Source organism: Streptomyces sp. 351MFTsu5.1 (assembly GCF_000383655.1).
In the GTDB taxonomy this organism is placed as follows: domain Bacteria; phylum Actinomycetota; class Actinomycetes; order Streptomycetales; family Streptomycetaceae; genus Streptomyces; species Streptomyces griseorubiginosus.
On the sequence record NZ_KB911775.1, the window covers coordinates 50,283 to 75,786 of the forward strand.

Here is a 25,504-nt window from a genome sequence, read left to right on the forward strand (position 1 = left end):
GCGCTCGCGACCGGCACCGGAGACCGGGTGCGCACCAGACACCCGGCTCCCGGCTCCCGGCTCCCGGCTCCGGAGGAGTTCCGGGTACGGCCCCCGCCGACCGCACGCGAGCTGTCTTCCGGGGCCGCCGTCCTGGTCGGGTGACCGGCCGCCGGAGTGCCCGCAGCCCCCGTATCTCGCGCGGACTCAGCTCAAGGCAGGCTCGTCCAGCTTCAACGTGCCTGTCTCGGTGTCGAGTTCGGCCGCCATCCCGAAGGGCACGGTGAGGGCCCCCTCGCAGTGTCCGAATCCGAACTCCTCGACGACGGGCACGCCGAGTCCGCCGAGCCTCTCGGCGAGGACCGGCCGCAGCACGTCGTACGGCCCGCAGCTCGCCCAGGAGCCGAGGACGATCCCTTGGACCCCGTCCAGCCAGCCGGTGCGCAGGAGTTGGGTCAGCATGCGGTCGACGCGGTACGGCTGCTCCGCCACGTCCTCGATCAGGAGAAGTCCGTCCCGGGCGCCGGTGCGGGCGTGCCGGGTGCCGAGGTCGGTGGCGAGCAGGCTGAGACAGCCGCCGAGGGTGACTCCGCGGGCCCGGCCGGGGACCAGGGCGGGCCCCCGGGAGGTGAGGGTGCGGACCGTCTCCGGGGCGAGGAGCGTGGCCCTGAGGTGTTCCTGGGCGACGGCGTTCTTGACGAAGTCGGCACCGGCCGCGGCGGGGCCGTACAGGGTGACCAGGCCGAGGCGGGTGGCGAAGGCCTGGTGGAGGGTGGTCACGTCGCTGAAGCCCACGAGCACCTTCGGGCCGGCCGCCCGCATCGCGTCCCAGTCGAGCAGGTCGACCATCCGCTGGGCGCCGTAGCCGCCCCGGGCGCACAGCACCGCGTCCACCGCGGGGTCGCACCAGGCCGCCTGGAGGTCGGCGGCGCGGTCCGCGTCGGATCCGGCGAGGTAGCCCAACTCGCCGTGCCGGTCCAGGACATGCGGGGTCACGACCGGGTCGAGGTCCCAGCCGCGCAGGATGTCGAGCCCGGCCTGGAGTCGTTCCTCCACGATCGGGCCGCTCGGTGCGACGACGGCCACGCGTGCGCCGGGAGCGAGCCGGGACGGCCGTACGAGTGCGGTCACTTGGTGAGCTCCAGGGTCGGGACGCCGGGCGGGTCGAACCCGAAGACCTGGGCGTACAGGGAGAGTTCGGACTCCAGGGCGCGGATCATGGTGTCGGCGCGGCGGAATCCGTGGCCCTCGCCCTCGAAGGCGAGGTAGGCGTGCGGGATCCGCCGCCCGGCGATCCTCGCCAGGAACCGCTCGCACTGCGCGGGCGGACAGATCACGTCGTCCAGGCCCTGGAGCAGCAGGAACGGCGCGGTGACCCGGTCGGCGTGCTCGACGGGCGAGCGTTCCGCGTACCGGCCGGGGACCTCGGCGAGCGGTCCGACCAGGCCCTCCAGGTACTGCGACTCGAAGTCGTGGGTCTCGCCCGTGCCCCAGCCGGCCAGGTCGAGGATCGGGTAGATGATCGTGCCGCAGGCGTAGACGTCGGTCATGGTGAGCGAGGCGGCCGAGGTCCAGCCGCCCGCGCTGCCGCCGCGGACGGCGAGGCGGTCGCGGTCGGCGGTGCCCTCGTCGGCGAGGGCGAGCGCGACGGCCGCGCAGTCCTCGACGTCGACCACGCCCCACTGCTCGCGCAGCCGGTTGCGGTACTCGCGCCCGTATCCGGTCGAGCCGCCGTAGTTGACCTCGGCGACGCCGATGCCGCGCGAGGTGAAGTAGGCGATCGACAGGTCGAGGACGAGGGGCGCGTGCCCGGTCGGTCCGCCGTGCGCCCAGACGACGTAGGGCGGCAGTTCGTCGCAGGGGGCCAGGTGGCCGGGCCGGTGCGGCGGGTAGACGTGGGCGTGGATGTCCCGGCCGCCCGGTCCGGTGAAGGTGCGGATCTGGGGCTCGGGGTAGTGGGCGGGGTCGACGGGGTCCTCGTGTGCGGCGCCGATCACCCGGGACCGGCCGGTGCGGGGGTCCAGTTCGACGACCTCGTAGGCGGTGCGCGGGCTGGCGCCGACAGCGACGACCCGTTCTCCGTGCACCGCGAGAGTGGGGGCGAACTCGGTCCAGGGGCCCGCCGCGTCGACGAGTTCACCGGTCTCGGGGTCCAGGATCCCGAGGGCGGTCGAGCCGGTACCGTGCACGACGGCGATCAGGCCACTGGCCAGCGGGGCGAACCAGCGGTGGCCGAGCTTCCACAGGGCGCCGCCGAACTCCTCCTCGCGCGGGCACAGTTGCTCGCCGTCGCGGTAGAGGTTCCACCAGCCGGTGCGGTCGCTCGCGTACAGGAGCCGGCCGTCGGGCGACCAGTCGGCCTGCGCGACGGACTCCTCCGGGCCTCCCGCCACCGTGCGGGGCTCCCGCAGTGTGCCCTCGTGCACCTCGGCGACGATCAGCTCGGTGCCGTCCCAGGGCATCCTCGGGTGGTCCCAGGCGAGCCAGGCGGCGCGGGAGCCGTCCGGCGAGAGGCAGGGGCCGGTGACGAACCGGTGCCGTTCGGCGGTGAGTTCGCGCACCGCGTCCCGGTCCTGCGCCGCGGAGCCGTCGAGCGGGACGGCGGCGAGGACCCGGCGCACGTCGGTGGGCCCGTCGCCGGTGAACTCCTCCAGGACGCACCACACTTCGCCGAGATCCAGCCGCAGCTGCGGCTCCACCCAGCGCAGTCCGCCGCCCACCGGGGAGACCGGCGTCAGGGGCACCGGCTCGCCCCCGGGCTCGTACCGGTACAGCCGCTGGTCGGCGAAGTGCACGAACACGACGAGCGGTTCGCCCGCCACGACCGCGCCGGCCCAGGGGTGGCCGCCGTACTCGATGACCCGGCTGCGCACGTTCCACGGCGCGGGCAGCACCGGCTCCTCGGTGCCGTCGGCGCGTCGGCGCACCAGGGTGCGGCGGCCGCCCTCGGCGGGGCGGGGTTCGGTCCACCAGACCTCGTCCCCGACGAAGCCCAGCCATTCCGGGTGTCCGTCGTGCGCGGCGGCGAGGGCCGCGTCGATGGGCGAGGGCCAGGAACCGTATGGCGACGTGTGCATGTTCTCCCCCACTCGTTCAGGCCGTCCGCAGGAAGCGGTCGAGCACCCGGACCCCGAAGTGCAGGGCCTCCACGGGCACGCGCTCGTCGACGCCGTGGAAGAGGGCCTGGTAGTCGAATCCCTCCGGCAGCTTCAGCGGCGCGAACCCGTACCCGGTGATGCCGAGCCGGGAGAACTGCTTGGCGTCCGTGCCGCCGGACATGCAGTACGGCACCACGTGCCCCTCGGGGGCGAACTCCTCCACCGCGGCCCGCATGTTGGCGTACGTCGGCGAGTCGACCGGTGCCTGGAGGGCCACCTCGCGATGGCTGAACTCCCAGTCCACGTCGGGGCCTGTGAGCAGGTCGAGGGTGGTGCGGAACTCGTCCTCGCCGCCGGGCAGATACCGGCCGTCGACGTAGGCCACGGCCTCCCCCGGGATCACGTTGAGCTTGTAACCGGCTTCCAGCATGGTCGGGTTGGCGCTGTTGCGCACGGTCGCCTCGACCAGCTTGGCCGCCGGACCCAGCTTCTCCAGGAGCGCGTCCACGTCGGTGAGGTCGGTCGCGATGCCGTAGAGCGCGGCGAGTTCGGTGAGGGCCGCACGGACCGTCGGGGTGAGCCGGAGCGGCCACTCGTGCTCGCCGATGCGGGTCACGGCGGCGGCGAGCCGGGTGACCGCGTTCTCCTTGTTGACCTTGGAGCCGTGTCCGGCCCGGCCGCGCGCGGTGAGCTTGAGCCAGCCCGTGCCGCGCTCCCCCGCCGCGATCGGGTAGATCTCCCGGCCGGCGCCGTCGTGGAAGGTGAACGCCCCCGACTCGCTGATCCCCTCCGTGCAGCCCTCGAAGAGTTCGGGGTGCTCGTCGGCGAGGAACCCGGAGCCGTCCTCGGCGCTGGCCTCCTCGTCGGCGGTGAACGCGATCACGAGGTCCCGCCGGGGCCGTACGCCCTGCCGGGCCCAGGACCGCACCACGGCCAGGATCATCGCGTCCATGTTCTTCATGTCGACCGCGCCGCGCCCCCAGACGACCCCGTCGCGGATCTCCCCGGAGAAGGGGTGCACGCTCCAGTCGGCGGCCTCGGCGGGCACCACGTCCAGATGACCGTGGACGAGCAGCGCGTCCGCCGACGGGTCGCTGCCCTCGATCCGGGCGACGACGTTCGTACGGCCCTCGGTGCGCTCCAGCATCAGGGGCTCCAGGCCCGCCCCGGCCAGCTGCTCGGCCGCGTACTCGGCGGCGGGCCGCTCCCGGCAGTCGCCGCCGCCCCGGTTGGTGGTGTCGATGCGGATGAGGTCGGAGGTGAACCGGACGACCTCGTCCAGTGCCTGCTGGTCAGCCATACTGCTCCTCCACGGCGGCCGAGACGATGGTGGTGACCGCCTTGAAGGTACGGATTCCCGCGTACATGGTCTCGTTCGTGTACGCCACCTTCCGCGCCCCGATCCGCTCGACGCCCGGCACCACGGTGGCGGCCATGGCGAGGTGCTCGGCGTCGAACTCGACGGCGACGGTGAACGGGCCCGCCTGGACGGGCTCCTGACGGACCGCCAGCCGTGCGGCCTCCTTGGCGGCGGCCCTGATGTCGGCGGCGGTCCGGGCCGGTGTGCGGCACACGGCGGCGTACCGCGAGACATGGTCCTTGACCGCGACCTTCAGCGCCCCGGGGGCGTAGCCGAGGGCGTCCTCGCAGGCCACGTCGTCGCCCGTGACGAGAACTACGGGGACCCCGTACTCGGCGACCACGTGTGCGTTGAGGTGCCCCTCGCTCGCCGGGACGTCGTTCAGCCAGACCCCGGTGATGGAGTTGGCGAGGTAGGTGTGGGCGAGGACGCCCTCCTGGCCCGCCCCCGCGTGGTAACCGAGGAAGGCGATGCCGTCGACGTCGCCGTGCTGGACGCCCTCGACCATGGACAGCGCCTTGTGCCGCCCGGTCAGCATCTCGGCGCGCTCGTCCAGCCGCTCCAGGAGCAGGTTGCGCATGGTCCAGTGGGCCTCGTTGACGAGCACCTCGTCGGCGCCCCCGTCGAAGAAGCCCAGCACGGCCGCGTTCACGTCCGAGGTGAACAGGGACCGGCACCGCTCCCACTGCGGCGTCCCCGGCAGCACGTCGGCCGGCCAGGTCACGCCGGTGGCGCCCTCCATGTCGGCGCTGATCAGGATCTTCATGGTGCGCCACGTTACGCGGCGCAGAGGTTTACGTCGCCCGCGCGGGGTGAGGCGAGTCGCGTGCGGCTCACCCCCGCCGCACAGGCCACTTCTGGAAGACGCGTATTCTCCCTCGCGGGTTCCACAGAAGACGGACAGGGAGAAGCGTGAGCGACACCGCACAGCCCGCACAGCAGTCGGTACGACGGACGGCGGCGACGCCCCCCGCGACCGCCGCGCCGGCGCCGGGGAACCCGCAGGGCCGCCCGAAGCAGCGCGACGCGTTCTTCGACAACGCCAAGTACCTGGCGATCGTGCTGGTCGCCATGGGCCACGCCTGGGAGCCGCTGCGCTCCGGCAGCCGGGCCGTCACCGCGCTCTACACGATCGTCTACGCCTTCCACATGCCGGCGTTCATCATCATCTCGGGCTACTTCTCCCGCACCTTCGACGCGAGCCCGGCGAAGATCAAGCGGCTGGTCACCGGGGTCGTCGTCCCCTATGTCGTGTTCGAGACGGCGTACACCCTCTTCACCCGCTGGTCCGACGGTGTCCCGGACCGTCCGATCAGCCTGCTCGACCCGCTGTACCTGACCTGGTTCCTGGCCGCCCTGTTCATCTGGCGGCTGACCACGCCGATCTGGCGGAGCCTGCGGTGGCCGCTGCCGATCGCCCTCGCGGTCGCCGCGCTGGCCACCCTCAGCCCGTCCATAGGCGACGACCTCGACCTCCAGCGCACCCTTCAGTTCCTGCCGTACTTCGTGCTCGGCCTGTGCCTGCGGCCCGAGCACTTCTCGCTGGTGCGGCGGTGGCGGGTACGGCTGCTCGCGGTCCCGGTGTTCGCGGCCGCGGTGGTGTTCTCCTACTGGGCGGTGCCGCGCATGGACTACGCGTGGTTCTTCCACCGCGACGCCGCCGAGCACTTCGGGGTGCCCTCCTGGTACGGCCCGCTGATGACCCTGGGCCTCTTCGGCTGCTCCCTGATCCTGGTCGCCTGCTTCCTGTCCTGGGTGCCGGGGCGCCGGATGTGGTTCACGTCTCTGGGCGCGGGCACGCTGTACGGCTATCTGCTGCACGGTTTCGTCGTCCAGGCCGGCAACCACGTCGACTGGGCGGCCCACCGCTGGCCGCACACCCCGCTCGGCGAGATCGCCGTCACCCTGGTCGCCGGGGCGGTGGTGACCGCACTGTGCACCGCACCGGTGCGGCGGGTCTTCCGGTGCGTGATGGAACCGAAGATGGAGTGGGCGTTCCGAAAGGCCCCGTCCGAGGCCGGCGGGGCGCCGGTGCCGGCCCAGGTGCGCCGGTAGGACGCGGCCCCCGCCGGACCGTCAGGCGGCGCGTCCCACCACCCACCACTTCGACGGCAGTTCGATCCGGGTGCCGTCGGCGCGGTACTCCGTGGTGATCAGCGGGAGTTCACCGCTCGTCACGATCTTCAGCCCGGCCGCGCCGAGGTACACGGGCACCGCGTCGTCGGCCACCTCGCCGGGCGCGATGCCGTGGCGGAAAATGGGCTCCAGCTTGTCGGGCGGCCCGTCGGCGCCCTGCGCGAGGCCCAGGAGGACGGGCTTGGCCGCCTCGGACAGCTCGACGAGGAAGGCCCGGCCCCGCTCCCCGACGAGGGTGGCGATCCCGTCGACCATCTGCTGCCGGTCCTCGGGGGCGGCCTGGTGCAGCACCCCCCGCATGTAGACGTTGGCGTCCCCGAGTTCGGCGTGCAGGTTCTCCGGCTCGCCCTTGTCCGAGGCGTCCAGCTGCCGGTAGGTCACCTGTCCGTCGGGGTCGGCGTCCCGGGCGCGGTCCAGGGCGGCGGCGGACAGGTCGACGCCGATCACCTGGCTGAAGTGGGCGGCGAGAAAGCGGCTCTGGGTACCGTTGCCGCAGCCCAGGTCCACGAGCGGCAGCCCGGCATCGAGCAGCAGCGGCTCGAAGTGGGCGAGGTGGACCCCGGAGGTCAACACCGGCTCCGCGTCCCAGAACACGGCCCCCTGCCGCCCCGGAGCCTCCCGCCAGAACCCCTCCCAGGACTCCCGGTACCGACCCGTCACGCTCATGCCCAACTCCCCAGGATGTGACAAACCCGCCACACTTGGCGGGCCAGTACGGTGTATCGCGCCGGGGTCACGCGAACAAGCGCATGGCGTATTCCTTCACGCTCAGTTCGAGAAACGTGCCCTTCGAGGAACGGCTCAGCGCCGCGGCAGGGTCAGTTCGAACCACACGGTCTTCCCCGTCCTCGTACGGCTCGTGCCCCACTCCCGCGCCAGCGTGCTCACCACCCGCAGCCCCCGCCCCCGCTCGTCGGTGGGCCCGGCGCTCGACAGGTTCGGCAGGTCGTGGTCGTCGTCGTCCACCTCGCACAGCAGGGTGTCCCCCCGCACGAGCCGCAGTTGGACGGGCTGCCGGTGCGCGTGCCGTACGGCGTTGGTGACCAGCTCGCTCACCATCAGCTCGGCGCTGTCGGCGAGTTTCGCCAGCCCCCAGTCATGGAGCTGCTCCCGCACCACGGCCCGGGCCCGCCCCACCTCGGCCGGGTCGAGGGAGATCCGCCACTCGGCGACGTCGTCGGGCTCGATGCCGTTGAGCCGGGCCATCAGCAGGGCGACGTCGTCCTTGCGGCCGCCGCGGGTGTTGAGCGCCCGGATGATCGTGTCGCAGGCGTCGTCCATCGACGCGGCCGGGTGGGCGGCGGACTCGGTGAGCGTGGCGAGCCCTACCCCGATGTCCTCGCCGCGCACCTCCACCAGCCCGTCGGTGCACATGAGCAGCCGGTCGCCGGGCTCCACGCGCACGCGTACGGCCTCGAAGGGCACTCCCCCGACGCCGATGGGCGCACCGGTGGGCAGCTGGAGCAGCTCGCTGCGCCCGTCCGAGGCCCGCACGATCACCGGCGGGATATGGCCCGCGTTGGCGATCAGCAGCTCGCCCGCGATCGGGTCGTAGACGGCGTAGAGGCAGGTCGCGAGGTAGGTGTCGCCGAGCCGCTGGGCGAGGTCGTCGAGGTTGCGCAGCAGCTGTCCTGGCGGCAGGTCGAGCGCGGCCATGGTCTGCACGGCCGTCCGCAACTGGCCCATCATGGCGGCGGAGTTGAGCCCGTGCCCCATGACGTCGCCGACGACCAGGGCGGTGCGCGCGCCGGGCAGTTTGACGGAGTCGAACCAGTCGCCGCCGACGCGGCCGAGGAGCGTGCCCGGCAGATAGCGGGTGGCGATGTCGCAGCCCGCCATGCGCGGCGCGATGTGCGGCAGCATGCTGTCCTGGAGGGTCTCGGCGACCGACTCCTGGAAGGTGTACATGCGTGCGTTGTCGAGCACGAGGCCCGCGCGGGCGGCGAGTTCGGCACCGGTGACGCGGTCCATGTCGTTGAACTCGACGCGCTCGGGGTGCCGCAGCAGGATCATGAACCCGAGGACCACATTGCGGGCCTTGAGCGGGACCACGAGCATCGAGCGGCCGGTGATCAGCGGCCTGATGTCGCGCTTCTCGAACTGCGAGGCGATGGCATGGCCCATCTGCTCGCTGATCCGCGGCACCAGCACGGGTTCGCCGCTGGTCATGCACTGGAAGAACGGGGTGTGGGCGGGGAACGGCATGGCCTCCCCGACCGGCACCACGTCGTCCCAGCGGCCGGGCTCGTCGGTGTGTTCGAGAGCCACCCGGTGCCACATCGTGGTGGTGTCGGGCACGCCGTCGGGGAAGCCCTCGCCGGCGACGACCTGTTCGCGCAGATAGGTGCCGGCGACGTCGGTGAAGCGGGGTACGACCGCCTTGCTGACCTCGACAATGGTGCGGGACAGGTCGAGGGAGGTGCCGATCCTGCCGCTGACCTCGTTGAGGAACTCCAGACGCTCGCGCACGGCGACGTACTCGAGGTCCTCGCCCTCGTCCGCCTCGTCCGGCGGCACGGGCCGTCCCTCGGCCACCGCCCGCGCCGCCCGCTCGCGGCGGGCCTTGCGCTCGGCGCGCCGCGGCACACCCCAGTCGGGGGTCACGGGCACCCGGTCGTTCTGGCTGAACTCCAGCACGGGGTAGCCCAGTTCGAGGATCTGGGCGACGATGCGGGCGCTTTCGCCGACGCTCATGCTGGGCAGGATCTCGGGGAGCCTGCGGGCGAGTTCGTCGGCCCCGGGGAAGTCGGTGTGCAGGGCGAAGGCGGGCGCGATCCGCTCGACCGCGACGGCGCCGTCGTCCAGTTCCAGGTCCTGGCGGAGGGCGTCCGCGTCGGCGGCGAGGACCAGCAGGCGCTCCTGGCCGGGGCCCACCAGCGGATAGGCCCACCACAGGACGTCGACGCGGTCCGCTCCCGGCACGGTGAGCCGGGCGCGGCCGGCCGCCGGGTAGGAGAGCCCGCCGTCGAGGGACGACTCCAGGTCGGGGCCCAGTCCGTCGTCGACCGCGTGGCCGTGGGGCGGGGTGTCCTCGTCGTCGGGGAGCGCTCCCGAGACGGGCAGCAGGTCGGCGGCCGGGCGGCCGATGGCCTGTTCCCTGGTCACGCCGAACAGCCGCCCCGCGCCCCGGCTCCAGTGGGACACCAGGCCGACGCGGTCGACCACCACCACGGCCAGCGGTACGCGTCCGGCCGGGGCGTGGCCGTCCGCCGCGCCCGGTCCAGCCCAGCGGCTGGGAGGTGCGCCCCGCTCGGTGCCTCGGTCCATGGCCCAGGCCCTCTCTCCGCAAGATCTGTGCCGCCTGCTCCACCGTACGGCGCCGGTCGGTCACGGTGTGCGGCAATGCGGGAATTGGTCCGGTCCGGTCCGCCCCGGCGCACGCCCCGCGCTGACGCCCTGTCAGTCCTCGTGGCCCAGCCGGACGTCCCGCTCCGCGCGGTCGCCCCCGGCCATGCGCACCACGGTGGCGACGGGCGGGTAGCCGGTGGCGATGACGGTGTAGTCGCCGGCGGCCAGGCCGAGGAAGCGGAAGGTGCCGTCGGGCCCGGTGGTGAGGGTGGCCACGACGTTGCCCGCCGCGTCCAGGAGGGTCACGCGCGCGTCCTCGACCGGGCGTGCCCCGCCCGCCCGTACGGTGCCGCGCAGCACGGCCCCGCCCGTGAGCTCGACGTCCTGGCGGGTCTCCCGGGCGGCCCGGACGGCGACCGGGAGCGCGGCCGGGCTCAGTCCGGCCCCGCCGGCGGCGAGGGTGTACTCCCCGGCGAGCAGTTCGGTGATGACGTAGGTGCCCTCCGGCCCGCTGCGGGTGGTGGCGACGACCTCGCCGTGGGCGTCGGTGAGGGTGACGGCGGCGTCCCGCACGGGGGTGCCGTCGGCGGTCCGCACCCGGCCCGTGAGCCGTCCGGCGCCGCCGAGCACGATGTCGAGCTCGACCGGCAGCTCGCCCACGGTCACGGAGACCGCCTGCGGCTGGTGGCCGCCCGCGGCGGCGATGAGGACGTACGGCCCCGGTCCGGGCGTGGACAGCGCGTACCGCCCGTCCGCACCGCCGGTGACCCGCCCGGTCTGCGCTCCGGCCATGTCGACGAGGGTGAGGGCGGCCCCCGCCACGGCGGTGCCGTCGGAGTGCCGGACGGTGCCGTGCACGAGGAGCCGGCCGGAGTGCGCCGCGCGCGCCTGCGGGACCGGCGCGGTCTCCGCCTCGGGGGCGTGGTGCGACATCAGCGGTTTCTCCTTGAGGAAGAAGGCGATGAGCAGGCCGAGGACGAGCACCGGTACGAGGTAGAGGAAGATCCTCGGCATGGCGTCGGCGTAGGCCCGGACATAGCCGTCGCGCAGCGCCGGGGGCAGCGTGTGGACGAGCTGCGGGGTGAGGGACTCGGGGTCGGGCAGCCCGGTGCCTGCGGGCAGTTCGGCGGCGAGCGCGTCGGCGAGCCGGTGGGCGAACAGGGTGCCGAAGACCGCCGCTCCGACGCTGCCGCCGATCTGCCGGAAGTAGGTGTTGGCGCTGGTCGCGGTGCCGAGGTCGGCGGGGCGGACGGAGTTCTGCACGGCGAGGACCAGGACCGGCATCACCATGCCGATCCCGGCGCCGAGTACGGCCATCCAGAGGCTGTAGTGCAGCCGGGGCGTGTCGGCTTCGAGGCGGGACAGCAGCCACATGCCGAGGACGGACAGGGCGCTGCCGAGGACCGGCCAGATCTTGTAGCGGCCGGTGTGGCTGATGAGCTGTCCGGAGACGACGGAGGCGCCGACGATCCCGGCCATCATGGGCAGCATCAGCAGTCCGGACTCGGTGGCGCTGGCGCCGTCGACCATCTGGAGGAAAGTCGGCAGATAGCTGGCCGCGCCGAAGAGCGCGACGCCGATCACCAGGCCCACCAGGCCGGTGACGTTGAAGACGGAGTCCCGGAACAGCCGGAGGGGGATGAGGGGTTCGGCGGCGAAGTGCTCCGCGACGAGGAAGAGCAGGGCGCAGGCGGCCGCTCCGGCGCCGAGTCCGAGGACGACCCGGGAGGTCCAGGCGTACTCGATGCCGCCCCAACTGGTGAGCAGCACCAGGCAGGTGGAGGCGGCGGCGAGCAGGAGCGTGCCGAGGACGTCGAAGCGGGGCCTGGCGGCGGGCCTGGGCAGCTTGAGGACGGCGGTGACGACGGCGAGGGTCAGGAGTCCGAAGGGCACGTTGACGTAGAAGCACCAGCGCCAGGAGAGATGGTCGGTGAAGTAGCCGCCGAGCAGGGGTCCCGCGACGGAGGCGAGTCCGAAGGCGGCGCCGATCAGTCCCATGAAGCGGCCGCGTTCACGGGGCGGCACGATGTCGGCGATGATCGCCTGCACACCGATCATGAGGCCGCCCGCGCCGACGCCCTGGACCGCGCGGAAGGCGATCAGCTGGTCCATGGTCCGCGCCCGTCCGGCCAGTGCCGAGCCGATGACGAAGACGACGATCGCGAACTGGAAGACGCCCTTGCGACCGAGCAGGTCGCCGAGCTTGCCGTAGACCGGGAGTCCGATCGTGGCGGTGAGCAGGTAGGCGGTGATCGCCCAGGACATCCGGTCCAGGCCGTGCAGCTCACCGACGATCTTCGGGAGCGCGGTGGCGACGATCATCTGCTCCAGCGCGGCCAGCAGCAGCGCGAGCATGAGCCCGAAGAACACCAACCGGACGCGGCGCGGCCCGAGTTCGGCGGTGCGCACGGGAGCCGGCGGGGGCGCCGCCTCGACCCGTTCCCGGTACGCCGGAGTCGTCACGCCCACCTGCCGCTCCCCTCGTCACGCCTGTCACGCAATTCCCGCTTTGGGCGACAACTACGAACAAGCGCGACGAGTTACGGCAGATCGGCGGGCCGGGCGAAGATCCACTCGATCAGGTGACCGAGATCAACATCCGCCGCGTGCGGACGACTTGCTTCTCCACCTCGGCTTACTTCTCGACCTCGGCGGCGAGCCGGTCGAGGAGGGCGTCGTAGATCCTGCCGAGGCCCTTCGGCGCGAAGGTCTTCTCGAAGAAGCCGCCGATGCCGCCGGCGCCGTCCCAGGTGGTGGTCACGACGACGCGGGACTTGCCCTCGCCGGCCGGGGTGACCCGCCAGGTGGTGACCATGGAGGAGTTGCGGTCCTTCTCGACGAGCTCGCCGTCGGTGGGCTCGGTGACCTCCAGGAGGCAGTCGCGGATCCGCTTGCTGGTGGCCTGGAGCTTCCAGTGCACGAGGGTGCCCTCGCCGTCGCCGCCCTCGCGCACCTCGTACTCGCTGAACTGCTCGGGCAGCACCTTGCCGCGGGTGCCGCTGTAGTCGGCGACGGCGTCGAACACCTTCTCCGCGTCCGCCGCGACGATCCGCTCCGTAGTGGCCTCGACCTGCGCCATCGACTTCCTCCAGGACTTCAAGTTCTCGGGGTCGGGGCAAGCCAACCACCCCGGCCCACGGCCCCCCAAATCGGGGTTGCACAGAAAATCGAACAAGTGTTTCACTCGAAGGGTAGTGCTACCGAGGAGGCCTCATGCGCTGGGAGAACCTCACCGAGTCCGCGGAACACGGACGGGCCGACGCCGCCCTCTTCGGCGCCGACGCGGTGGTCAGCCGGACGTTCGACACCCCCGAGTTCGCCGGGATCACGTTCCACGAGATCCGGGCCCGTTCGATCATCAACCGGGTGCCGGGCGCCTCCCGCATGCCCTTCGAGTGGACGGTCAACCCCTACCGGGGCTGCACGCACGCGTGTGTGTACTGCTTCGCCCGCAAGACGCACAGCTACCTGGACCTGGACACCGGTCTCGGCTTCGACTCGCAGATCGTGGTCAAGGTGAACGCGCCCGAGCTGCTGCGCCGGCAGCTGGCCTCGCGCCGCTGGACCGGCGACCACATAGCGATGGGCACCAACGTCGACTGCTACCAGCGCGCGGAGGGGCGGTACCGGCTGATGCCGGGCATCCTCGGCGCCCTGCGCGACCACGCGAACCCCTTCTCGATCCTGACCAAGGGCACGCTGATCCTGCGCGACCTGGAGGTGCTGAAGCAGGCCGCCGAGGTGACCGACGTCGGCGTCTCGGTGTCGGTCGGCTTCACCGACCGCGAGCTGTGGCGCACCGTGGAGCCGGGCACCCCCGCGCCGGAGCGGCGCCTGGACGTCGTACGGACGCTGGGCGAGCACGGCATCGGGTGCGGGGTGCTGATGGCGCCGGTGATCCCGTTCCTGAGCGACCATCCGGCGCAGCTGCGGGCCACCGTGCGCGCGATCGCCGCCGCGGGGGCCACCTCGGTCACCCCGCTGGTGCTGCATCTGCGGCCGGGCGCCCGCGAGTGGTTCATGGCCTGGCTGGACCGGGAGCACCCGTATCTGGTGCGCCGGTACGAGCGGCTGTACGCGGACGGCGCCTACGCCCCGAAGTGGTACCAGCGCCGGATCACCCGTCAGGTCCACGAGCTGGCCCGGGAGTACGGCATCGGTCCGGCGGGTGCCGGGATGCCGCGACGGATCCGCGAACCGGAGCCCGAGGCCGAGCCGGTGTCCGAACCGACCCAACTCACGTTGCTCTGAGAGCGTTCGAGCGCATCATTCGGCCCAATCGGGTCAACTATTGTCAGATCAGGTTCTTCCGGGCGGACTTTCCGGGACGATGCGGCGTGGACCGTGACCCTCGCGGCCAGAAACCCTCCGTCCTGGGAGGACTTCATGAAGAAGCGCGCAGCCGTGCTGTGCGGCGCCGCGGTCGTCGTGGCCGGGTCCGTCACCGCGGCCCCCGCCGAGGCCGGCACCTCACAGCCCCCGCAACCCGCCGCCCTCGCCTGGAAGAAGTGCGGCACCACTGATCACCCGACGCTCCAGTGCGCGTCCCTGAAGGTGCCGCTCGACCACGCGAACCCGCGCGGGCGGCAGATCACCCTCGCACTGTCCCGCGTCCCGCACACCGCGAAGACGTACCAGGGCCCGCTGCTGGTCAACCCGGGCGGTCCGGGCGGCAGCGGTCTGACCCTCGCCGCGTTCGTCGCGGGCGCGCTGCCGAAGGCGGTCGCCTCCCAGTACGACGTCATCGGCTTCGACCCGCGCGGTGTAGGCAAGAGCAAGCCCGCCCTCGACTGCAAGCCGGGCTACTTCAACCCGGTGCGCCCCGACTCCGTGCCGGTCACGCCCGCGATCGAGGCAGCCAATCTCAAGCGCGTCAAGGCCTTCGCCGCCGCCTGCGGCCGGAAGTACGCGAGCGTGCTGCCGTACATCGACACCGTCAGCGCCGTGCAGGACATGGACTCCATCCGGCAGGCACTCGGCGCCCGGCGGATCAACTACTTCGGCTACTCCTACGGCACCTACCTGGGCGCGGTCTACGCCAGGCTCTTCCCGCACCAGGTGCGCCGCCTGGTCCTCGACTCGATCGTGGACCCGACCGGCGTCTGGTACGAGGACAACCTCGGCCAGGACTACGCCTTCAACGACCGGCACCGCGCCCTGATGACCTGGATCGCCAAGTACGACGGGACGTACAGGCTCGGCACCGACCCGGAACGGATCGAGGCCAAGTGGTACGCCATGCGGGCCGCCCTCGCCAAGAAGCCCGCGGGCGGCAAGGTGGGTGCCTCGGAGCTGGAGGACACCTTCATGCCCGGCGGCTACTACAACGGCTACTGGCCCTATCTGGCCGAGGCGTTCTCGGCGTACGTGAACAAGAAGAACGCCGAACCGCTGGTCGAGGCGTACGAGAACTTCGCCGCCGTGGACGCCTCCGGTGACAACGGCTACAGCGTCTACACCTCCGTGCAGTGCCGCGACTCCTCCTGGCCGCGCGACTGGCGGCAGTGGCGGAAGGACAACTGGGCGGTGCACGAGGAGGCGCCGTTCATGACCTGGAACAACGCCTGGTACAACGCACCGTGCGCGTTCTGGCCGACGGACTCCCTGAAGCCGGTGAACATCGCCAACGGCAAGCTGCCGCCGGTGCTGCTCTTCCAGGCGACGAACGACGCGGCCACCCCGTACCAGGGCGGCGCGACGGTCCACCGCCTGCTGGCCGGCTCCAGCCTCGTCGTCGAGCAGGGGGGCGGGAACCACGGCATCACGCTGAGCGGGAACGCGTGCCTGGACAAGCACCTGGCCGCGTATCTGACCGACGGCAGGGTGCCGCGCGGTCACGGCGAGGCCGACGCGGTGTGCAAGGCTCTGCCCGACCCCAAGCCGCTGACCGCCAAGGCCGCGTCGACGTCCTCGCGGGGAGCGACGCTGCACGGGCTGCTGGGCTTCCGCGGCTGACTGCCCGGGACTCCGTCGGGGACGGCGTTGTCAGTGGTGTGGTCCACCATGGACCCATGAGCGAGCTGACCAGGATTGCCGCCCCCGACGGGGTCGCCCCCGCGGCCCAGTACTCCCATGTGGTGCTGGGCCGCGGCCGTTTCGTCGCCGTGTCCGGCCAGGTGGCCCTGGACGAGAACGGCGAGCTGGTCGGCGAGGGCGATGCCGGGGCCCAGGCCCGCCAGGTCTTCGAGAACCTCCGCCGCTGCCTCGCCGCCGCGGGCGCGGGTTTCGACGACGTCGTCAAGCTCACCTACTTCGTCACGGATCTGGCCGACCTGCCGGCCCTGCGCGCGGCCCGCGCCGAGCACATACCCGACGACCGGCTGCCGGCGGCCTCCGCCGTGCAGGTGGCGGGGCTGGTGCGGCCGGAGTTCCTCATGGAGGTCGAGGCGTTCGCGGTGCTCGCCGAATAATGCGAGGCCCAAGTTGGCCGGGCGCGCCTATGGTGCCGCCATGATCGACGACGATGACGAGCGCTTCCTCGTCCGCCCCATGGCCCTCGCCGACTGCGACCGCGTGGGCGAGATCCGTGTCCGCGGCTGGCAGAGCGCCTACCGCGGCCTGGTCCCCCAGTCGTACCTCGACGCGATGAGCCCGGCGCAGGACGCCGAACGGCACCGGGCCCGCTTCGGGCAGGGGAACCCCGACATCGTGAACCTCGTGGCCGAGTGGGACGGCGACGTCGTGGGCTGGGCCTGTCACGGCCCGTACCGGGACGGCGAAGTCCGCACCGCCGACGCCGAGTTGTACGCCGTCTACGTGGACCCGCGGCGGTACGGCACCGGCATCGGACAGGCCCTGCTCCGGGAAGCCCTGTGGAACCGCACGGCCCTCGGGCACGACCGCATGTACCTGTGGGTCCTGAAGGACAACACCGGCGCCCGCCGCTTCTACGAACGGGCGGGCTTCGAGGCCGACGGCACCGAAGAGCCCTTCGAGGCGGACGGCGTCCCGGTGCCGGAGGTCCGGTACGTCCGCACCCTCACCCCCTGACGGCTCACCGCTGCCGGGGAATCCGCGGCGACTCACCACTGCCCGAGAACGCGCGACGACTCACCGGCCCGCCGATTCCTCGACGGCTCACCGCCCCCGGAATCCGCGACGGCTCACCGGCCGGGGAATCCGCGACGGCTCACCGCTGCCGGGGAATGCTCGACGGTTAACGCTGCCGGGGGATCCGTGCCAGTGCCCGCACCGCGGCCTCCGCCAGTACCGGGTGCGCGAGGGCCTCGTTCAGGACGGGTCTGGCCCGTGCGTCGGCCAGGGTGCCGAGCCCCTCCACACAGGCCAGGGCGACCCGGCGATAGGGGTCGTGCGGGTTCAGTCGCCGTTCCAGCGTGGTGATCAGCGCGGGCACCGACTCGGGGGCGCGCAGTTGCGCGAGGAGGCGCACGGGGTGCAGGGCGTAGGCGACGCGGAGTTCGTTGGTGGCGAGGGCGGCGGCCGCGCGGGCGGTGCGCGGGTCTCCCAGGCGGGCGAGCGCGTACGCGGCGGTGGCACAGCGCGGCGGATCACGGTGGTTGAGCAGCAGGACGAGCGCCTCGAAGGCCCGGCGGTCCCCGGCGAGTCCGAGCCGGAACGCGGCCAGTTCCCTGGCCCACAACGGCTGCCCGGGCGCGGTGAGCACCTCGGCCAGTTCGTGGAGGTCCCCGGTCGCCGCCAGCCGGTCCAGGGCGGCCGACGCTCCCGCCTCCCGCCGTAAACGCTCCGTGAGCGTTCGCAACTCTTCGTCCATGAACCCGAGGTTAGGGGGACGGCCGGGAGCGCGGGACGTACATCACAAATCCGGGGGCTGGCGCGCTCGTTACCCACCGGTTAAGCTCAGACGAGCGAGTTACCCACTCGCGGAACTCCTTGCGGTGGCCTGGTGACGCAGCCGCCGTGAGAGCAGTCGGTTCGGTACCTCGGGTACCACCAGTACGACCCGGCCTGGGACAGGGCCGGTCGGCTTCCCCCGTTCTCCGGGCGTGTGCAGCGCCCGCGACGACGGCCCGGGCGTGTGCGCTCGCAGCCCGGCAACACCCGCATTCCGCAGTTCCTCCACGCACCCGGTGCGCCCCTCGGCGTACCGGGTCGCGCTCCCAGTCGTCACCCTCATTCCTGGAGTTCCGCGATGGCCACTCCCCTGTCCGACCCCTCCCTGTCCCCGCTCCGGACGATCGCCGTCGTCGGCCTCGGCACCATGGGCACCGGTATCGCCGAGGTCCTCGCCAAGGCCGGCCGCGAGGTCGTCGGCATCGACATCAGCGAGGCGCAGGCCGCCAGGGCCGTCGCCGCCCTGGAGGCCGCGACCGCCCGTGCCGTGGAGCGCGGCCGGCTCACCGAGCAGGAGCGCGCCGACGTCCTCGCCCGCGTCCGCACCTCCACCGATCTGCGTGCGGCGGCCGACGCCGACCTCGTCATCGAGGTGGCTCCGGAGTCGTACGAGATCAAGCACCAGATCTTCCGCGAGCTCGACGGCATCGTGCGCCCCGAGGCGATCCTCGCGACCGGTACCAACGCCCTGTCCGTGACCCGTCTGGCCGCCGACTCGGCCCGCCCGGAGCGGGTCCTCGGCCTGCACTTCTTCAACCCGGCGCCCGCGATGAAGCTGGTCGAGGTCGTCTCCTCGGTGCTCACCGCGCCGGCCGCGGTCACCGCGGTCACCGACCTCGCGCTCGACCTGGGCAAGGAGCCCGTCGCGGTCGGCGACCGGCCCGGATTCGTCGCCGACGGGCTGCTGTTCGGTTACCTCAACCAGGCGGCCGCGATGTACGAGGCGAAGTACGCCTCCCGCGAGGACATCGACGCGGCGATGCGACTCGGCTGCGGTCTGCCGATGGGCCCCCTCGCCCTGCTCGACCTGATCGGCGTCGACACCGCGCGCACGGTCCTGGAGGCCATGTACGCCGAGTCCCACGACCGGCTGCACGCCCCCGCCCCGATCCTCAAGCAGCTCAGCGAGGCGGGCCTGACGGGCCGTAAGTCGGGACGCGGCTTCTACACGTACGAGGCCCCGGGCAGCGCGACGGTCGTGCGGGACGCGCTGACGCCCCTGGAGAGCTCGGAGCAGGCCGCGGGCCGCGAGGTCCGCTCGGTCGGGGTCGCCGGTTCCGGGACCATGGCGTCCGGCATCGCCGAGGTGTTCGCCAAGGCGGGCTACGAGGTCGTGCTCGCCGCCCGCAGCGAGGAGAAGGCACAGACGGCGAAGGCCCGTATCGGCAAGTCGCTTTCGCGCTCTGTCGACAAGGGACGGATGACCGCCGAGGCCGCCGCGCGGACCCTGGACCTGATCACCCCGGCGGGCTCCTACGAGTCCTTCGCGGACGTCGACCTGGCGGTCGAGGCCGTCGCCGAGGACCTGGAGGTCAAGCAGCAGCTGTTCGCCACGCTGGACAAGGTCTGCAAGCCGGGCGCGGTCCTGGCGACCACGACCTCCTCGCTGCCCGTCGTCGCCTGCGCCCGCGCCACCTCGCGCCCGCAGGACGTGATCGGCATGCACTTCTTCAACCCGGCGCCCGCGATGAAGCTGGTCGAGGTCGTCCGGACGGTGCTCACGGCCGAGGACGTCCACGCGACGGTCCGCGAGGTCTGTGTGCGGATCAGGAAGCACGCGGTGGACTGCGGGGACCGGGCCGGCTTCATCGTCAACGCGCTGCTGTTCCCGTACCTCAACAACGCGATCAAGATGGTGCAGGAGCACTACGCGTCGCTCGACGACATCGACGCGGCGATGAAGCTCGGCGGCGGCTACCCGATGGGGCCCTTCGAGCTCCTCGACGTCGTCGGGCTCGATGTCTCGCTCGCGATCGAGAAGGTCCTGCACCGGGAGTTCCGCGACCCGGGCCTGGCTCCGGCCCCGCTCCTGGAGCACCTGGTGGCCGCGGGCTGCCTCGGCCGCAAGACCGGCCGTGGCTTCCGCGAATATGCCCGCCGCTGAGCACGCCGGCGACTGGTTCGACGGCGAGGACTGGGGCGGGCTGCTCGGCCCGGGCAGCCCGCTCCCGCCGCCCTGGGCGGGCGGCGCTCCGCCGGCCCGGGGCGGGACGAACCCCGGACAGGCGCGCCAACCTGCACACATGCAGTACGTTCGGGGCATGCCCCAGCCCGCCAAGTCGTCCCGTACGCCAGCCACACCCGACGCGCCGGAGAGTGCCGCCGGCAGCCGCGCGGCCGCCCAGCGGCTCAAGATGCGCCGCGAACTGGCGGCCGCCGCGATGGAGCTCTTCTCCACCAAGGGGTACGAGGCGACCACCGTCGACGAGATCGCGGCCGCGGCCGGGGTCGCCCGTCGCACCTTCTTCCGCCACTTCCGCTCCAAGGAAGAGGCGATCTTCCCCGACCACGACGACACCCTGATCCGCGCCGAGGCGGTGCTGAACGCGGCCCCGGCGCACGAGCATCCGCTGGACACGGTGTGCCGCGGCATCAAGGAAGTCATGAAGATGTACGCGGGCCGGCCGGAGATCTCGGTCGCCCGCTACAAGCTCACGCGCGAGGTGCCGACGCTGCGGGAGGCGGAGATCGCGTCGGTCGCCCGCTACGAGCGGCTGTTCACGCGGTATCTGCTCGGACACTTCGACGAGCACGCGCACGACGACGACGCCAACGACGATCCGCTGCTGGCCGAGGTCGCCGCGTCCGCCGTGGTCACGGCCCACAACCACGTGCTGCGGCGCTGGCTGCGGGCCGGCGGGCAGGGGGACGTCGAGGCCCAGCTGGACCACGCCTTCGCCATCGTGCGCAAGACGTTCGGGACCGGGATCGGCGCGGGCCGCACCGCGAACGCCCAGCCGCCGACAGCCGCGACGGTCTCCGCGCAGGGCGAGGTCCTGGTCGCCCTCGCCCGCACCGACGCCCCGCTGGACGAGGTCATGCGCACCATCGAGCAGGCACTCAAGGAGCGCTGAGCGGCTCTTCGACGCTGTGACGACGGCCACCCTTCGGGGTGGCCGTTTTGGCATGTCAGAGACCCTTTTTAGGCGGCTTTCAACCCCCGTTCGATCGATCATCGCTCATTTGTTACGTAAAGATTTCATCTGAGAGCAATCTCTGGCACTCAGTGCCTTGCACGGTGGCACGCGGTGTCTTACGTTGAGGGTGTCCGGGCGGCCGGCGTGCAGAGACCTTTCGCACGTCGGCTGTCCCAGCAACTCATCGAGCTGCCCGCCCGGACGCCTGCGTCACAGGCAACCTCCCGCGCCACAAAGCGCTGCCGCACAGCAAGACCGCCGAACCGACGGCACCGACGTAACCCTCAGCGCCCCTCCCTCAGGGCGCGTATCGCCGGAGGCAACACCGTGACCGTGAAGGACATCCTGGACGCGATCCAGTCGCCGGACTCGACTCCGGCCGACTTCGCCGCCCTGCCGCTCCCCGAGTCGTACCGCGCGATCACCGTGCACAAGGACGAGACGGAGATGTTCGCGGGCCTGGAGACCCGCGACAAGGACCCGCGCAAGTCGATCCACCTCGACGACGTCCCCGTGCCCGAACTCGGCCCGGGCGAGGCCCTGGTCGCCGTGATGGCATCGAGTGTCAACTACAACTCGGTGTGGACCTCGATCTTCGAGCCGCTGTCGACCTTCGGCTTCCTGGAGCGCTACGGCCGCACCAACGACCTGGCCAAGCGCCACGACCTGCCGTACCACATCATCGGCTCCGACCTCGCGGGCGTCGTCCTGCGCACCGGCCCCGGCGTCAACGCCTGGAAGCCCGGTGACGAGGTCGTCGCGCACTGTCTGTCGGTCGAGATGGAGTCGAGCGACGGCCACAACGACACCATGCTCGACCCCGAGCAGCGCATCTGGGGCTTCGAGACCAACTTCGGCGGCCTGGCAGAGATCGCACTTGTCAAGTCGAACCAGCTGATGCCGAAGCCGGACCACCTCAGCTGGGAGGAGGCCGCCGCCCCGGGGCTCGTGAACTCGACCGCGTACCGGCAGCTCGTCTCCCGCAACGGCGCCGGCATGAAGCAGGGCGACAACGTCCTGATCTGGGGCGCGAGCGGTGGACTCGGCTCGTACGCCACGCAGTTCGCCCTCGCCGGCGGCGCCAACCCGATCTGTGTCGTCTCCAGCGACCAGAAGGCGGACATCTGCCGCTCGATGGGCGCCGAGGCGATCATCGACCGCAACGCCGAGGGCTACAAGTTCTGGAAGGACGAGCGGACCCAGGACCCCAAGGAGTGGAAGCGCTTCGGCAAGCGCATCCGTGAGCTCACCGGCGGCGAGGACATCGACATCGTCTTCGAGCACCCGGGCCGTGAGACCTTCGGCGCCTCCGTGTTCGTCACCCGCAAGGGCGGCACCATCACCACCTGCGCCTCGACCTCGGGCTACATGCACGAGTACGACAACCGCTACCTGTGGATGTCCCTGAAGCGCATCATCGGCTCGCACTTCGCCAACTACCGCGAGGCCTGGGAGGCCAACCGGCTCATCGCGAAGGGCAAGATCCACCCGACCCTGTCGAAGGTCTACTCCCTGGAGGAGACCGGCCAGGCGGCCTACGACGTGCACCGCAACCTCCACCAGGGCAAGGTCGGCGTGCTCTGCCTGTCCCCCGAGGAGGGTCTCGGCGTGCGCGACGAGGAGATGCGCGCCACGCACATCGACGCCATCAACCGCTTCCGCAACGTCTGAGACACCCGGGGTCATAGATGACTGAGCGTCAGAACGCCGACGGGGCAAGGGAGAAGGACCGGCCGTGGCTCATGCGCACGTACGCCGGGCACTCCACGGCCGAGGCGTCCAACGAGCTGTACCGGCGCAACCTCGCCAAGGGGCAGACGGGCCTTTCGGTGGCCTTCGACCTGCCGACGCAGACCGGCTACGACTCCGACCACATCCTCGCCCGCGGCGAGGTGGGCCGGGTCGGCGTGCCGATCGCGCACCTCGGTGACATGCGCCGGCTGTTCCAGGACATCCCCCTGGAGCAGATGAACACCTCGATGACAATCAACGCCACCGCCATGTGGCTGCTGGCGCTCTACCAGGTCGTCGCCGAGGAACAGGGTGCGGACATCACCAAGCTCCAGGGCACGACCCAGAACGACATCGTCAAGGAGTACCTGTCCCGGGGGACGCACGTCTTCCCGCCGGGGCCGAGCCTGCGCCTGACGACGGACATGATCGCGTACACGGTCTCCCACATGCCGAAGTGGAACCCGATCAACATCTGCAGCTACCACCTGCAGGAGGCGGGCGCCACGCCGGTCCAGGAGATCGCGTACGCGATGTCCACGGCGATCGCGGTCCTGGACGCCGTCCGGGACTCCGGCCAGGTGCCGCAGGAGCGCATGGGCGACGTCGTCGGCCGGATCTCCTTCTTCGTGAACGCGGGCGTCCGCTTCGTCGAGGAGATGTGCAAGATGCGCGCCTTCGGCCGCATCTGGGACCAGGTCACCCGTGAGCGCTACGGCATCGAGAACCCCAAGCACCGCCGTTTCCGCTACGGCGTCCAGGTCAACTCCCTCGGGCTGACCGAGGCGCAGCCGGAGAACAACGTCCAGCGGATCGTCCTCGAGATGCTGGCCGTGACGCTCTCCAAGGACGCACGCGCGCGTGCCGTCCAGCTGCCGGCCTGGAACGAGGCCCTGGGGCTGCCCCGGCCCTGGGACCAGCAGTGGTCGCTGCGCATCCAGCAGGTCCTCGCCCACGAGAGCGACCTGCTGGAGTACGAGGACATCTTCGACGGCTCGCACGTCATCGAGGCGAAGGTCGCAAGGCTCGTCGAGGAGTCCCTCGCGGAGATCGAGCGGATCCAGGAGATGGGCGGCGCGATGGCGGCCGTCGAGTCGGGCTATCTGAAGTCGCAGCTCGTCTCCTCGCACGCCGAGCGGCGCGCTCGTATCGAGTCCGGTCAAGAGAAGATCGTGGGCGTCAACATCTTCAACACGACCGAGCCCAATCCCCTCACCGCGGATCTCGACACCGCCATCCAGACCGTCGATCCGGCTGTCGAGGCCCGCGTCATCCAGTCCCTGCAGACCTGGCGCGACACCCGCTACCAGCCGCCCTTCAACCACCCGCGTCCCTGCAAGGCGCTGGAGAAGCTCAAGGAGGCCGCGCGCGGTACCGGCAACCTCATGGAGGCCACCCTGGAGTGCGCCCGCGCGGGTGCCACGACCGGGGAGTGGGCCGGGGCCCTGCGGGAGGTGTTCGGCGAGTTCCGGGCGCCCACGGGTGTCTCCTCGGCGCCGGTCGCGGTGCCCGCGGAGGAGGGCTCGGCCATGGCCGACGTCCGCCGGAAGGTCGACACCACGGCGAAGGACCTCGGCGTCGGCAAGCTGCGCTTCCTGGTCGGCAAGCCGGGCCTGGACGGGCACTCCAACGGGGCCGAGCAGATCGCCGTCCGCGCGCGTGACGCCGGCTTCGAGGTGGTCTACCAGGGCATCCGGCTCACCCCGGAGCAGATCGTGGACGCGGCCCTCGCGGAGGACGTGCACGCGGTCGGCCTGTCGATCCTGTCCGGCTCGCACGCCCAGCTGGTGCCGGACGTGCTGGAGCGGCTGCGTGTGGCCGGTGCCACAGATATACCCGTCATCGCCGGTGGGATCATCCCCAATGGAGACGCCGAGCAGCTCAGGGCCGCCGGAGTGGCCGCCGTCTTCACCCCGAAGGACTTCGACATCACCGGCATCATCGGCCGCATCGTCGACGAGATCCGCAACGCGAACAAGCTCGACCCCCTGGAGGTCCCCGCATGACCGTCAACCGTCTGCGTCCCCGCCGCTCGTGTCTCGCGGTACCGGGAAGCAACCCCCGCTTCCTGGAGAAGGCGCAGGGTCTCCCGGCGGACCAGGTCTTCCTCGACCTGGAGGACGCGTGCGCCCCGCTCGCCAAGCCCGAGGCGAGGCACACCATCGTCAAGTTCCTCAACGAGGGTGACTGGACCGGCAAGACGAGGGTCGTGCGCGTCAACGACTGGACGACCGAGTGGACGTACCGCGATGTCGTCACGGTCGTCGAGGGGGCCGGCCAGAACCTCGACTGCATCATGCTGCCGAAGGTGCAGACGGCCGAGCAGGTCGTCGCCCTCGACCTCCTGCTGACGCAGATCGAGAAGACCATGGGGTTCGAGGTCGGCAAGATCGGCATCGAGGCGCAGATCGAGAACGCGCAGGGCCTCAACAACGTCAACGAGATCGCGACGGCCTCGCAGCGCGTCGAGACGATCATCTTCGGCCCGGCCGACTTCATGGCGTCGATCAACATGAAGTCGCTGGTGGTCGGTGAGCAGCCGCCCGGCTACCCGGCGGACGCCTACCACTACATCCTGATGAAGATCCTGATGGCCGCCCGCGCCAACAACCTCCAGGCGATCGACGGCCCGTACCTCCAGATCCGCAACATCGACGGCTACCGCGAGGTCGCCCAGCGCGCCGCTGCGCTCGGCTTCGACGGCAAGTGGGTGCTGCACCCGGGCCAGGTGGAGGCGTCCAACGAGATCTTCTCGCCCTCGCAGGAGGACTACGACCACGCCGAGCTGATCCTGGACGCGTACGACTACTACACGTCCGAGGCGGGCGGCAAGAAGGGCTCGGCGATGCTCGGCGACGAGATGATCGACGAGGCCAGCCGCAAGATGGCGCTGGTCATCTCCGGCAAGGGGCGTGCGGCGGGCATGCAGCGCACCTCCAAGTTCGAGATCCCGGAGGCCTGAG

General features: G+C 71.5%; 19 protein-coding genes. 10 read left to right on the plus strand and 9 right to left on the minus strand.

Annotated elements, in window-relative coordinates; genetic code table 11:
* Positions 1–186: 186 nt before the first annotated feature.
* The 4 genes from H295_RS0100270 to H295_RS0100285 are packed head-to-tail and all read right to left on the minus strand — an operon-like array spanning position 187 to position 5,203.
* Positions 187–1,110, minus strand: coding sequence for a S66 peptidase family protein (locus H295_RS0100270; RefSeq protein WP_020133334.1), 924 nt, complete (start codon positions 1,108–1,110; stop codon positions 187–189).
* Positions 1,107–3,056 (minus strand): LpqB family beta-propeller domain-containing protein, encoded by a 1,950-nt coding sequence (locus tag H295_RS0100275; RefSeq protein WP_020133335.1) that lies wholly within the window; start codon positions 3,054–3,056, stop codon positions 1,107–1,109. Before H295_RS0100275 ends, H295_RS0100270 begins: the two co-directional genes overlap by 4 nt.
* A gap of 16 nt (positions 3,057–3,072) precedes the next feature.
* Entirely contained in the window at positions 3,073–4,377 is a 1,305-nt protein-coding gene (locus H295_RS0100280; RefSeq protein ID WP_020133336.1) for a M20/M25/M40 family metallo-hydrolase, read from the minus strand.
* Complete coding sequence (locus tag H295_RS0100285; RefSeq protein WP_020133337.1) at positions 4,370–5,203, minus strand: M55 family metallopeptidase; 834 nt, start codon at positions 5,201–5,203, stop codon at positions 4,370–4,372. The genes H295_RS0100280 and H295_RS0100285 overlap by 8 nt, the downstream gene beginning before the upstream one ends.
* A gap of 146 nt (positions 5,204–5,349) precedes the next feature.
* On the opposite strand from H295_RS0100285, the gene H295_RS0100290 reads away from it, so the two are divergent.
* A complete protein-coding gene (locus H295_RS0100290; protein ID WP_020133338.1) occupies positions 5,350–6,492 on the plus strand; it encodes an acyltransferase family protein in 1,143 nt (380 codons plus the stop codon).
* 21 nt (positions 6,493–6,513) lie between these two features.
* Here H295_RS0100290 and H295_RS0100295 read toward each other — a convergent pair whose 3' ends face one another.
* From H295_RS0100295 to H295_RS0100310, 4 genes are all read right to left on the minus strand, one after another.
* On the minus strand, positions 6,514–7,239 hold the full coding sequence (locus H295_RS0100295; RefSeq protein ID WP_020133339.1) for a class I SAM-dependent methyltransferase: 726 nt from the start codon (positions 7,237–7,239) through the stop codon (positions 6,514–6,516).
* 135 nt (positions 7,240–7,374) lie between these two features.
* Complete coding sequence (locus tag H295_RS0100300; protein WP_020133340.1) at positions 7,375–9,840, minus strand: SpoIIE family protein phosphatase; 2,466 nt, start codon at positions 9,838–9,840, stop codon at positions 7,375–7,377.
* A 132-nt stretch (positions 9,841–9,972) separates the two neighbouring features.
* Positions 9,973–12,330, minus strand: coding sequence for a DHA2 family efflux MFS transporter permease subunit (locus H295_RS0100305; RefSeq protein ID WP_020133341.1), 2,358 nt, complete (start codon positions 12,328–12,330; stop codon positions 9,973–9,975).
* 166 nt (positions 12,331–12,496) lie between these two features.
* Entirely contained in the window at positions 12,497–12,940 is a 444-nt protein-coding gene (locus H295_RS0100310; protein WP_020133342.1) for an SRPBCC family protein, read from the minus strand.
* Between the two features lie 134 nt (positions 12,941–13,074).
* Between H295_RS0100310 and H295_RS0100315 the strand changes: the two genes are divergently transcribed.
* The 4 genes from H295_RS0100315 to H295_RS0100330 all read left to right on the plus strand — a co-directional run bounded on the left by H295_RS0100315 (position 13,075) and on the right by H295_RS0100330 (position 16,851).
* A complete protein-coding gene (locus H295_RS0100315) occupies positions 13,075–14,112 on the plus strand; it encodes an Rv2578c family radical SAM protein (RefSeq protein ID WP_020133343.1) in 1,038 nt (345 codons plus the stop codon).
* 135 nt (positions 14,113–14,247) lie between these two features.
* Positions 14,248–15,816 (plus strand): alpha/beta hydrolase, encoded by a 1,569-nt coding sequence (locus tag H295_RS0100320; RefSeq protein ID WP_020133344.1) that lies wholly within the window; start codon positions 14,248–14,250, stop codon positions 15,814–15,816.
* Positions 15,817–15,872: 56 nt separating this feature from the next.
* Positions 15,873–16,271, plus strand: coding sequence for a RidA family protein (locus tag H295_RS0100325; RefSeq protein ID WP_020133345.1), 399 nt, complete (start codon positions 15,873–15,875; stop codon positions 16,269–16,271).
* Positions 16,272–16,311: 40 nt separating this feature from the next.
* Positions 16,312–16,851 (plus strand): GNAT family N-acetyltransferase, encoded by a 540-nt coding sequence (locus H295_RS0100330; protein WP_020133346.1) that lies wholly within the window; start codon positions 16,312–16,314, stop codon positions 16,849–16,851.
* A gap of 166 nt (positions 16,852–17,017) precedes the next feature.
* On the opposite strand, the gene H295_RS0100335 is transcribed toward H295_RS0100330, so the two are convergent.
* Positions 17,018–17,593 carry an adenylosuccinate lyase gene (locus H295_RS0100335; RefSeq protein WP_028808896.1) on the minus strand — a complete coding sequence of 192 codons (576 nt, stop codon included), beginning with the start codon at positions 17,591–17,593 and terminating at the stop codon, positions 17,018–17,020.
* Positions 17,594–17,971: 378 nt separating this feature from the next.
* On the opposite strand from H295_RS0100335, the gene H295_RS0100340 reads away from it, so the two are divergent.
* From H295_RS0100340 to H295_RS0100360, 5 genes are all read left to right on the plus strand, one after another.
* Positions 17,972–19,777 (plus strand): 3-hydroxyacyl-CoA dehydrogenase family protein, encoded by a 1,806-nt coding sequence (locus H295_RS0100340; RefSeq protein ID WP_020133348.1) that lies wholly within the window; start codon positions 17,972–17,974, stop codon positions 19,775–19,777.
* Positions 19,778–19,916: 139 nt separating this feature from the next.
* On the plus strand, positions 19,917–20,747 hold the full coding sequence (locus H295_RS0100345) for a TetR family transcriptional regulator (RefSeq protein ID WP_028808897.1): 831 nt from the start codon (positions 19,917–19,919) through the stop codon (positions 20,745–20,747).
* 390 nt (positions 20,748–21,137) lie between these two features.
* Positions 21,138–22,481 carry a crotonyl-CoA carboxylase/reductase gene (gene ccrA / locus H295_RS0100350; RefSeq protein ID WP_020133350.1) on the plus strand — a complete coding sequence of 448 codons (1,344 nt, stop codon included), beginning with the start codon at positions 21,138–21,140 and terminating at the stop codon, positions 22,479–22,481.
* Between the two features lie 17 nt (positions 22,482–22,498).
* Positions 22,499–24,547 (plus strand): protein meaA, encoded by a 2,049-nt coding sequence (locus tag H295_RS0100355; protein ID WP_028808899.1) that lies wholly within the window; start codon positions 22,499–22,501, stop codon positions 24,545–24,547.
* The gene (locus H295_RS0100360; protein WP_020133352.1) at positions 24,544–25,503 is read left to right on the plus strand and encodes an HpcH/HpaI aldolase/citrate lyase family protein; all 960 of its coding nucleotides are present in this window, start codon (positions 24,544–24,546) and stop codon (positions 25,501–25,503) included. The genes H295_RS0100355 and H295_RS0100360 overlap by 4 nt, the downstream gene beginning before the upstream one ends.
* Position 25,504 lies beyond the last annotated feature (1 nt).

Coding starts and splice junctions, on each gene's coding strand:
- H295_RS0100335 (WP_028808896.1), bottom strand. CDS start 17,593: ATGGACGAAGAGTTGCGAACGCTCACGGAGCGTTTACGGCGGGAGGCG.
- H295_RS0100360 (WP_020133352.1), top strand. CDS start 24,544: ATGACCGTCAACCGTCTGCGTCCCCGCCGCTCGTGTCTCGCGGTACCG.
- H295_RS0100340 (WP_020133348.1), top strand. CDS start 17,972: ATGGCCACTCCCCTGTCCGACCCCTCCCTGTCCCCGCTCCGGACGATC.
- H295_RS0100285 (WP_020133337.1), bottom strand. CDS start 5,203: ATGAAGATCCTGATCAGCGCCGACATGGAGGGCGCCACCGGCGTGACC.
- H295_RS0100275 (WP_020133335.1), bottom strand. CDS start 3,056: ATGCACACGTCGCCATACGGTTCCTGGCCCTCGCCCATCGACGCGGCC.
- H295_RS0100315 (WP_020133343.1), top strand. CDS start 13,075: ATGCGCTGGGAGAACCTCACCGAGTCCGCGGAACACGGACGGGCCGAC.
- H295_RS0100320 (WP_020133344.1), top strand. CDS start 14,248: ATGAAGAAGCGCGCAGCCGTGCTGTGCGGCGCCGCGGTCGTCGTGGCC.
- H295_RS0100300 (WP_020133340.1), bottom strand. CDS start 9,840: ATGGACCGAGGCACCGAGCGGGGCGCACCTCCCAGCCGCTGGGCTGGA.
- H295_RS0100295 (WP_020133339.1), bottom strand. CDS start 7,239: ATGAGCGTGACGGGTCGGTACCGGGAGTCCTGGGAGGGGTTCTGGCGG.
- H295_RS0100345 (WP_028808897.1), top strand. CDS start 19,917: ATGCAGTACGTTCGGGGCATGCCCCAGCCCGCCAAGTCGTCCCGTACG.
- H295_RS0100330 (WP_020133346.1), top strand. CDS start 16,312: ATGATCGACGACGATGACGAGCGCTTCCTCGTCCGCCCCATGGCCCTC.
- H295_RS0100355 (WP_028808899.1), top strand. CDS start 22,499: ATGACTGAGCGTCAGAACGCCGACGGGGCAAGGGAGAAGGACCGGCCG.
- H295_RS0100325 (WP_020133345.1), top strand. CDS start 15,873: ATGAGCGAGCTGACCAGGATTGCCGCCCCCGACGGGGTCGCCCCCGCG.
- H295_RS0100280 (WP_020133336.1), bottom strand. CDS start 4,377: ATGGCTGACCAGCAGGCACTGGACGAGGTCGTCCGGTTCACCTCCGAC.
- H295_RS0100310 (WP_020133342.1), bottom strand. CDS start 12,940: ATGGCGCAGGTCGAGGCCACTACGGAGCGGATCGTCGCGGCGGACGCG.